The following is a 9,429-nucleotide window of genomic DNA, read 5'->3' as shown; positions in this document are numbered from 1 at the left end:
TCCCCCGCCTCCCGCCGCTGCCGCACCGCTCTTTGCAGTGGTCTTTCTTTTGCTCTTGCTCGTTACGTTACGTAATGCGATACACTGGGGAATAGGAGGTGGGACGCATAGAAGGTACAAACAAAACCTATTTGGTCGGCGAACTGGCTGCGGCAACCGGCGTAACTGTACGAACCCTTCAGCACTACGACAACATCGGGCTTTTGCCGACACCCGGCCGTACCGATGGCGGACGGCGTTATTATACCGAGGAAGACATGCTCTGTTTAGAACAGATCATCTTTTACAAATCTTTAGGACTTTCCTTAAAAGAAATACGTGAGAAGGTGGTTAAGCGCCCCACCTTATCTCAAATCAAGCAAATACTGAATGAGCATGAGCTAGTTCTCTATAAAAAAATAGAAGACGCGCATGCAAGCATTGCTGCAATCGAGGCATGCCGGACGGCCATCGCTGCGGGAAACTACCCGTCGTGGCAGCTGTTGACCGGATTTATCCGAACCTTAAAGGACAGCAGTCTGATCGATTGGGGCCAATATAAGTTTAATGACGCGCAGAAGGAAATTCTCGGCAAACGATTTGCAAAAGAACAAGACGCTTTCGATTTATATCATACATGGAGAGTGCTAGCCTTGAAGGCCGTGACTCTTGCCAAGTCCGGGGCGTCACCGGATGATCCGGCTGCGCAAGACCTGGCCGCAGACTGCTGGAAAATGGTTCTGGAGGTGACCGGAGGCGATGCCGATCAAATCCATGCTTTTGCACAGGTTCAAGGAGACCGGGCAGCATGGCCTGAAGGAGACCGCGATCTCATGGATGCGTCACAAGCCTTTATCGACCTGGCGGTGAAGCACTATTTAGCGTCCAGATCCTCGGACATCTATGAATACAGAGGAGGCCCCGAATAAAATGAATAATAAAACCTATCAACCAACCAAGGAGTCCCTGAATACTCACCCGGTTCCAGAATGGTTTGAAGATGCTAAGTTCGGAGTGTTTATACATTGGGGACTATATTCTATTCCTGGTTTTGCACCCTTGGGCAGTTTAGCGGAGACATTGAAGACTGATTATGACCAGGCAATGCTGGTCTACCCCTATGCTGAAGGCTATTGGAATGCGATCAAGGACCCTAACACCCCCTCGGCTCAATACCATAAAGAGAAGTATGGCAGCATGCCCTACCAAGGCTTTAAAGAGATGTTTATAGATGGACTGAAAAAATGGGACCCTTCCACTTGGGCCAAAACTTTCAGCGACGCCGGCGCAAAATACGTAGTGATCGTCTCTAAACACCATGACGGTTACTGCCTATGGCCTACTGAGGTTAAGAATCCGCATGAGCAGGACTGGTTTAGCAAGCGTGACATTATAGGTGAATTGGCTGAAGCTGTCCGAAAGGAAGGCATGCGCTTTGGCATATACTATTCGGGTGGAATTGACTGGACGTTTCGGCGAAGAATTTCAAGGACATTTATGGATTATTCGTTTTCAACACCTGGCGGTGATTATCCGGCATACGCCGATGCCCAAGTCCGTGAGCTGATAGGGCGGTATCATCCGGACATTTTATGGAACGATATCTGCTGGCCGACCACTCAGGATATGCTATTCCGTCTGTTTGCCTACTATTATGACGTTGTTCCCGATGGTGTGGTAAATGACCGATGGAAGCATGCAAGTTCGAGCAGCAAGTTTATGGGCCTGAAACCTGTACGGGCAGTACTTGACATCATGATCAAGCAAATGTTAAAGAAAAATCCCGATATTCACTCCGCCCTTGCACAACCTCCCATTCCCCATAGCGATTTCGCTACACCGGAGTATACGAAATACTCGGATATCCAAGCAAAAAAATGGGAGATGACGCGCGGAATCGGAAATTCATTCGGCTATAACCGCAATGAACGCGATGAAGACTACGCTTCCTTTGAGACATTATTATTAGATTTTTTAGATGCGGTGTCCAAAAATGGTAATTTGCTGCTGAATGTCGGTCCTCGTGGTGAAGATGCGCAAATACCCGTTGAACAACTAAGTCGATTGTCAAAATTCGGATATTGGCTGAAGCAGAATAGCGATGCGGTCTATGGCACACGGCCTTGGATACGGTCGGAAGCAGTCACCGAGACAGGAGAGGCTATCCGATTTACTGAAAAGGACAATAATCTTTACTTGATGATCGTGGGTAAGATCAGCGGATCAAAAATAAAAGTAAAGGAAGTATTCATAGATGGCAAGGCATGCCTCCTTGCTGATGGCAGCCGGGTAAAGTTAGAACGAGACGGTGATGACATGGTTCTCACCTTTACACGGCAACTTAATGATCTGTTTGTACCTGTTGTTCTTATACAATAGCAGCAATCACCCCGACTGATACGGAAGGGATTGCTGCTATAACGGTTAGATTTATTCTTTCCCAGGCCTCGTTCCTACCACAGCGTATAACCTGCTTCAATCAGAACTTTATACCATTGCTCCCGGGTTAATCGCACGTTCTCCGCCGATTGTATGGCCCGTTCAATCCGCTCCTTGTTGCCGGTGCCCAGCACGATCGCGGGATTGGACGAGTGCTTGAAGATCCATTGGTATACGACTTCATCGATATGCGTAAGCCCCAGCTCCTGCCGGATGGTTTCCAGCACGCTTTTCATATTTTCCTCAACCGCATTGGTGGGTTTGAAAATCCGTCCTCCCGCCAGAGGCGACCAGATCATCGGGGAAATGCCTTCTTTCAGGCAATGGGTCATGGTGCCGTTATGATAGTTCTGGATGCCCAGCGGATGCAGCATAAATTGGTGAGTGACAAACCTCATGTCCGTATACTTCTGCAAGGTGTCAAATTCAAGCGGACTGTGGTTGGATAAGCCGAAATATTTGACTTTTCCCTCACTCTTAAGCTGCTGGAGCGTTTCACCAAGCTCGCGGGGATCGACAAGCAGGTCAAACATATGAATTAGCAGGATATCAATGTAACCGCATTGCAGCTTCTCCAGGGATTCATTCACCTGTGCCAAGACATAGGCTTGATCCGTGTTGAAGAACCGGGTCTTAATCTCGGGATGCTTGGCATTCGGGACGCAGATATCGCATTTCGTGACGATTTGTATGTTCTCCCGCAAGGACGGCTTCAGCTTCAGAGCTTCCCCAAACTGCGACTCGTTGCGATGATCGCCCCCGTAAATATCGGCATGGTCAAAGGTTGTAATTCCCCGCTCAATACACCATTCGATGAACTCGACCACTTGCTCTGTGCTGAGCTTCCAATCATTCATTCTCATGCATCCGATGACCAGCTTGGAAATGGACAGCTCCCCGTTTAATTGAATGTTCAACATTGTCACCCACCTTGTACCTCAGAATGTGCATACTAAATCCGCTCTCATTTTACATCCTTGCCGTAGCGATTTCTTGCAATGTTTTCGGGTGTTTGTTTTTAAATTTTCAGGAGGGTGGAACCATCAGCGGAAGTTGAACTTTGATTTCGAGGAACCCCTCTTCTAGTCATCCGCGCCCAGCTTCAACAGGGTCGATCTTCGTGCCAACCCTATCCTTGGCGGAAATGACAATGACAGGGGTATCGGAGAACTCCCGCATCTCTCTAAGGATTTCATCCCCGCTTTTATAGGGAAGCATAATATCGAGCAAGATCAAATCATAGGAGTGGTTCTTGATTTCCTGTATTCCATCAACGCCCGTAAAGGAGGATTTCACCCTATAACCCGCACAGGTCAAGGCTTCCGCCAGCATTAGGCTGACGTCCTCCTGATCTTCAATAATCAGAATCGTCATCATGCACACCCACCCAAAATCCCTTTCTGCTTCGTAAATGTAATACCAAGAATGCAGCCAAATGATTGAACTCCGTACCTGAAAGCAATTATACTATAACTGGAAACTCTTGTACCTTGTATCGCAGGTATCCGAGGAAGGGGGCCGTATATTGGGGCAGCCGATCATATTTACTGTCGATCTGGAGGATTGGTTCACAGACGGGAGGCAGATCCAAATAGACAGCTGGGGCAAGTATGAATTGGTCATTGAGGCCAATGTATATGCCATACTGGATCTGTTGTCGAAGCATAATGCGAAGGCGACCTTTTTTATATTAGGCTGGATTGCTTGCAAGAAGCCTCATCTGATTCAAGAAATTCATGCGATGGGACATGAAATTGCCTCACATGGTTACGCCCACGAGCTTGTGTATACTTTGCCCGAAGAGAAGTTCAGACATGACGTCAGAAAGTCCAAGCAAGCGTTGGAGGATATCATTGGAGCGGAGGTCATTGGCTACCGCGCACCCTGCTTTTCCATGACCTGGCGGGGCCTCGACATTCTGAAGAATGAGGGATTTATCTATGATTCCAGCATCGTTCCGAGAACCTGTCATGACCTCTATTCCAGGCTCTACGAGAGAGTGGAGCAGCCCTTCTTCGAAATTGCAGATCACTTCTGGGAATTATCCCTGCCCGCCCTTTCCATTGGCTCTGTTCAAATACCGTGGGGCGGCGGCGGTTACTTTCGCTTCTGCCCGTATCCCCTGTTTCAATATGGAATACGCAAATCGATTTCCTCCAGAAATCCATATATCTTCTATATCCACCCTTATGACCTCGACCCCAAGCAACCGAGACGAACCGACTATTCTCTGCTGAACAGGCTGCGGCGCTATTATGGCTTGAAGTCTGCCCGCAACAAGCTTGAAAGGCTGATCGGCCAGTTCGAATGCAAATCGATTGTGGAGTGCTATCCTTTACTGAAGCAGCAAATGAACAAGAAGTGGGAAGCGTAATATGGACAAAATGGACAACTATTCGCGCATACTCCTCAATGAACAGCTGCTGTCCTCTGCCGCCTATTATTTCTGCAAGGACGCCGGCTTAGATAAACGATACCCGATTGCCGAGCCGCAGCCTGCGGCTGTTCGAACCTTGCAGCAAGAGGGGATATTAAGCGGCTCCGCCAACCGGGTTGCAGACCGGGAGTTTGGATACGCCTGCTATGAGTATTACAGACAAAGCATTGCCCCCGATGAGTTTGACCATCTGCTGCTAGAGGGGGCGGAAGGAAGGAGACGGGTTCTGGACCTGTGCTGCGGCCCGGGCTCAACGGTGCATGCGTTGTTAACAAGCGATAGTGAGCGTCTGGTCTATGCGGTCGATCATAACCCGTTCTATCTATCCCTTCTTCGGAGGACGCTGTCCCTCCGCTATGAGCATGGTGCAAATGTTGTGGTACAGGCTGACGACGCCCATCATGTGAAGCTGGAGAGCCGAACGCTGGATTTCATCGTTTGCAGGACTTCGCTTCAATACTTGGATGTGCCTGCGGCGATTGCCGAGATATATCGGCTGCTCCAGCCAGGAGGGAAGGTCTTTCTGGTCGTACATGGCCCAGGCTATCTTCCCGACTATTTCTTCGCCAGAAAGCAATTCGCTAAGATGACACAGCGCTCCAAAGGCTCTCGCGGGGCAAGCGCGTTAAAATTTCTCACCTTCCGCTCCTTGAAACCCAAGCTTGAGAAAGCGGGCTTTACTTCGATTCAATATAAAGAAAGCAGCCAGTGGCTGTTTGCAGGACGGCTGCCGATCTACTTTGGGGTGTCGGCTGAGGCAGACGGGTAAGCGCCCCCCATTACTCAGGCGCCTCATTTCTTTCCCCGAACCACTCGTTCTTTTAGCTTTTTTCGGCTCCGGCTTCGGCCTGTCCTGCCGCTTTGATTTCATTATATGCTGTGACGATGAGCCGGTGGAGCGGGTGCTTCTCCTCAATCTCCAAATACTGTTCGATCACTTGGGAAATGCCTTGTTCCCGCAATTCTTGCTGTAATTTCGCGGCTTCCGAATCCTTCTCGGCATTAAAGCATAACGCGGCGCCGATGGCCGACACCAGATAGGGAGTCTCGATCCCATAGTCATGAGCGAGCAACGCCGGGCGAACCAGACGATCGTTTCTTGACAGCTTGCGGATTGGAGAGCGGCCCACGCGAACGATTTGATCCAACAAATGGGGATTGGCAAACCGCTCGATCGTCTTGTCTATGTATTTCCGGTGCTTGCTCTCATCGAATCCATGCCTTCTGACCAGTACGCTGCCCGTTTCCTCCATCACTTTTCTGACTTTGTGCTTCAACCGGGGATCGGCCATCGCTTCCTGAATCGTCCAAAGTCCGGCCAGATAGCCGAAGTAAGCGGCACAGCAGTGCCCTGTATTGACCGTAAAGAGCTTGCGTTCGATATACGGCTCCAGCGAGTCTACATAAAGAGCGCCTTTGATTTCCTGGTGGCCCTCTTTCAGAGCAGGACGGTGAATGACCCATTCATAAAAAGGCTCAACTTCTACTTTCAGCGGGTCTTCATGGTTCTGAGCGGGCACAATGCGGTCAACGGCGGTGTTGGGAAAGGCGAGAAGCCGGTCCGCTTTGACAAGCCATTTGGCGGGGAGTTCCTTGTAGACCCATTTTTTCAGCTGCGTGCTGGCGCCGATCGCATTCTCGCAGGCCATGATATTCAAGGGCCGGTCATTCGTGCGGAATCGGTTGACTATGCCCTTGGCGATGGAGGGCGCGATATGCTTCAATGCCGATACGCCAACCGCTGTCGTGATTAAATCCGCAGCCGCAATGGCCTCGTTGACATCTTTGCGGTCATTAATGTGAATAGCCGTCACGTTCCGGATGATTGACGTATCCGATTTGTTATTGGCCAACTCAACGGGATATTGCTTTCTTCGCCTCAATTGGGCAATTTGTTTCTCATTGCGGGCCACGAAACAGACCTCATATCCCGATTTGGATAAGAGAAGGCCGATAAAACCGCGTCCAATGTTACCCGGTCCGAAATGTACGGCTTTCATGACATGGCTCCATTTATCAATTTTCCCTTGGGGCTCGCGAGCACCTCTCGCAAATCGAGCTTGCTGAAGCATTCCACCCTGTGATGGGTTTCCGGAAATTCGAGATTTCGGGTAATCGCGTTCGGACTGACCAATGTATGCAAGCCCGCCGACAGGGCAGCCTTGGAGCCGTTCGGTGAATCCTCGATCGCAACCGCTTCGTCCGCCTGAACGCCCAGACATTCGAGCGTCTGAAGATACAGCTCCGGATCAGGCTTTACGGCCTTCACATCATCCTTGGTCCGGATACAGTCGAAATAATCCCTAATGCCCAATTGGTCCAGATATTTATCGATCCATGCCCGGTCCGAGCTGGTGGCGAGACCGATCTTGAGCCCGGCGGCCTTTGCCAGCTTCAAATAATCCAAAATGCCCGGACGGATGTTCTCCTTCTCCATCAGTGCGGAATGATGGGCCTGCACATTTTCTCGAAAGGATTCAAGATCAATGTCCAGATTTAGCTCCGTAACCAAATATTCATAAGGATTGAACGCATTCAGGCTCGTTCCGATGCACTTTGAATATTGCTCCAGCGTTAATTCGACCCCATGCTTTTGGTAGGCGTCCCGAAAAGCGTTGTACCAAGCGGTTTCCGTATCGATAATCGTGCCGTCAAAATCAAAAATGACCGCTTTGATTGTGTTGTCCTTCTCCATCATTCTCCCCCTTTTCAAATGTGTCTAACGGGTATCCTTATCCAGAGGCTTCCCATCCTGGGCATTTTCGATTCAAACGCATGGCAGCGGCGCTCAAGTAGGGATGGTGATCACAAAGGTTGTGCCTTTGCCTTTTTCACTCTGGACTTCAATCATCCCTTTGACTTTATTGATCGCACTGTAGGCCATGAGCATCCCAAGACCCGTTCCTTCTTCTTTGGTCGAATAATAGGGCTTGCCAAGACGTGATATTTCTTCCTTGGTCATTCCGATTCCGGTGTCCTGGATACGGATAATAATATTGTGCTTTCTTTCCGATATATCAATGCTTAGCGTGCCGCCGCCCTTGTCTTTCATCGCCTCGATACCGTTTTTATACAGATTAATCAGACATTGCTGGATTTGGTTCCGGTCATAGCTTTTATTCAACGAGTTATTGAAACTATATTCGACCTCTACTTGATGAATGGTGGCATAGGGTAAAATGAGATTTTTGGTATATTCTGACTCCGCTTTCATGTTGGAATACACCATATTCTCGGATTGCGGCTTGGCAAAGGAAAGATAGTCGCTGACTATTTTTTCGGCTCGGTTTAATTCTTGCAAAGATAATTCAATATAGCCCTTTTCAACCGGTGTTATCGTATTTGATTTATTCAGAAGCTGCAAAAAACCACTGGTAACCGTAAGCGGGTTTCTGATTTCATGGGAAACACTGGCCGCCAGCTCGCTGACGACATTTAATCTTTCCGATTGCAAAATCCGGTCGCGATTCTTGATATTGGCGATGATCTTCTCTATTAAGAGCATAATGATGCCCATCACCCCAACATGGGTCGTTACGGCATAAAAGGCAAGAATCCAGAACTGCGAATCGAGTGCCCCCACCAACCGGCTTAGAATAATAAGGTAGCAGCCCATCGTGAGCAAAGAAATAACGGTTGCGCTGACGATTCGCCCTTTCGGGTCCAGCTTCAAAAATTTGTTGCTGAATAACGGCACCAGCGCAAGCACAGCCGTTGAATAAAGAAACGAAGGAAGCGTTCCGGCGCCGCCTATATAGAACCGGTAAATATTTAACACGACATAGAGCGGGAGAACACTCTTGTACCCTCCGTAGAGAGCCACGATAATAAACGGGATATATCTTAAATCAAAAATAAAGCCCATTTCCAGCCGAATCGGGTTGGCAATACAAAGAATCATCGTAACGGCCGACAGCAAGATGAGCATCTTTCGATTATAGGAATGGGTCCTGTTTTCGAAAAAAATCAGTACAAATACCACCGGGAAGAGTAAAAACAGGAAATTCAACAGTAACGTTTCTAACAAGGCATGACTTCCTTTCGGCCTCTCTTTCTCGTCCAAAGAATGAAAATTGAACCTGCGGCCGGTTCCGTATATGATAATCTTATCATGATTCTTGGGAGGCTTTGTACGTGCCAGTATTTATTAATGAACAAATCAAGGCAGCCGAGGTGGTGCTGACCGGGCTTAAGGGCGAGAATTTGGGCATCGTCTCCCGAGAAGAGGCTCTGGCCGTGGCTAAGTCCGAGCGGGCAGACCTGGTCTGCACTTCGCTCATGAGCAGTCCCCCGCCCTGCAGCCTCGTTGCGAAGGGCACAGGTAAGGCAGCGGCCCGGAAGAGCGCGGCGCCAAGCAAGGCGGGCGCGGGACGGGGAGCCGGAGGCGGCGGAGGCAAGGAGAAGGTCAAGGAGCTTCGCTTCACCGCTCAGATTGAGGAGCATGACTACGACACGAAGCTCAGTCAGGCGGACAAGCATCTGCGCTCCGGCAAGCCGGTACAGCTGGTCGTGAAGGCATCCGGCCCCAAAGAAGGGGCAACCGCTAAGGCCGTGCTGGAGCGGCTGGGGGGCGA

10 protein-coding genes are annotated in these 9,429 nt (G+C 49.5%); 5 read left to right on the top strand and 5 right to left on the bottom strand.

All coding sequences use genetic code 11. The features are described from left to right. The first annotated feature begins 98 nt into the window (after positions 1-98). Both L692_RS27840 and L692_RS0105605 read left to right on the top strand, forming a co-directional pair. Positions 99-908: a MerR family transcriptional regulator gene (locus L692_RS27840; RefSeq protein ID WP_084463091.1), complete on the top strand. Its 810-nt coding sequence runs from the start codon at positions 99-101 to the stop codon at positions 906-908. A gap of 1 nt (position 909) precedes the next feature. Continuing rightward, a complete protein-coding gene (locus tag L692_RS0105605) occupies positions 910-2,358 on the top strand; it encodes an alpha-L-fucosidase (RefSeq protein ID WP_025697951.1) in 1,449 nt (482 codons plus the stop codon). Positions 2,359-2,432: 74 nt separating this feature from the next. On the opposite strand, the gene L692_RS0105600 is transcribed toward L692_RS0105605, so the two are convergent. Continuing rightward, a complete protein-coding gene (locus L692_RS0105600; RefSeq protein ID WP_025697949.1) occupies positions 2,433-3,338 on the bottom strand; it encodes an aldo/keto reductase in 906 nt (301 codons plus the stop codon). Positions 3,339-3,504: 166 nt separating this feature from the next. Then, entirely contained in the window at positions 3,505-3,795 is a 291-nt protein-coding gene (locus L692_RS27835) for a response regulator transcription factor (RefSeq protein WP_156940315.1), read from the bottom strand. A 148-nt stretch (positions 3,796-3,943) separates the two neighbouring features. Between L692_RS27835 and L692_RS0105590 the strand changes: the two genes are divergently transcribed. Continuing rightward, a complete protein-coding gene (locus tag L692_RS0105590) occupies positions 3,944-4,792 on the top strand; it encodes a polysaccharide deacetylase family protein (RefSeq protein ID WP_025697947.1) in 849 nt (282 codons plus the stop codon). A gap of 1 nt (position 4,793) precedes the next feature. Next, positions 4,794-5,624, top strand: coding sequence for a class I SAM-dependent methyltransferase (locus L692_RS0105585; protein WP_025697945.1), 831 nt, complete (start codon positions 4,794-4,796; stop codon positions 5,622-5,624). A 52-nt stretch (positions 5,625-5,676) separates the two neighbouring features. On the opposite strand, the gene L692_RS0105580 is transcribed toward L692_RS0105585, so the two are convergent. The 3 genes from L692_RS0105580 to L692_RS0105570 all read right to left on the bottom strand — a co-directional run bounded on the left by L692_RS0105580 (position 5,677) and on the right by L692_RS0105570 (position 8,882). After that, positions 5,677-6,855, bottom strand: coding sequence for a mannitol-1-phosphate 5-dehydrogenase (locus L692_RS0105580; protein WP_025697943.1), 1,179 nt, complete (start codon positions 6,853-6,855; stop codon positions 5,677-5,679). Next, positions 6,852-7,550, bottom strand: coding sequence for an HAD family hydrolase (locus L692_RS0105575; RefSeq protein ID WP_051503438.1), 699 nt, complete (start codon positions 7,548-7,550; stop codon positions 6,852-6,854). The genes L692_RS0105580 and L692_RS0105575 overlap by 4 nt, the downstream gene beginning before the upstream one ends. 93 nt (positions 7,551-7,643) lie before the next feature. After that, positions 7,644-8,882, bottom strand: coding sequence for an ATP-binding protein (locus tag L692_RS0105570; RefSeq protein WP_025697941.1), 1,239 nt, complete (start codon positions 8,880-8,882; stop codon positions 7,644-7,646). 107 nt (positions 8,883-8,989) lie between these two features. On the opposite strand from L692_RS0105570, the gene infC reads away from it, so the two are divergent. Further along, on the top strand, positions 8,990-9,429 hold a 440-nt coding region (gene infC / locus L692_RS0105565), incomplete at its 3' end, for a translation initiation factor IF-3 (RefSeq protein WP_025697940.1).

The sequence above is a fragment of the Paenibacillus forsythiae T98 genome, from assembly GCF_000520735.1.
In the GTDB taxonomy this organism is placed as follows: domain Bacteria; phylum Bacillota; class Bacilli; order Paenibacillales; family Paenibacillaceae; genus Paenibacillus_AQ; species Paenibacillus_AQ forsythiae.
This window is presented reverse-complemented; position numbering and strand designations above follow the sequence as displayed.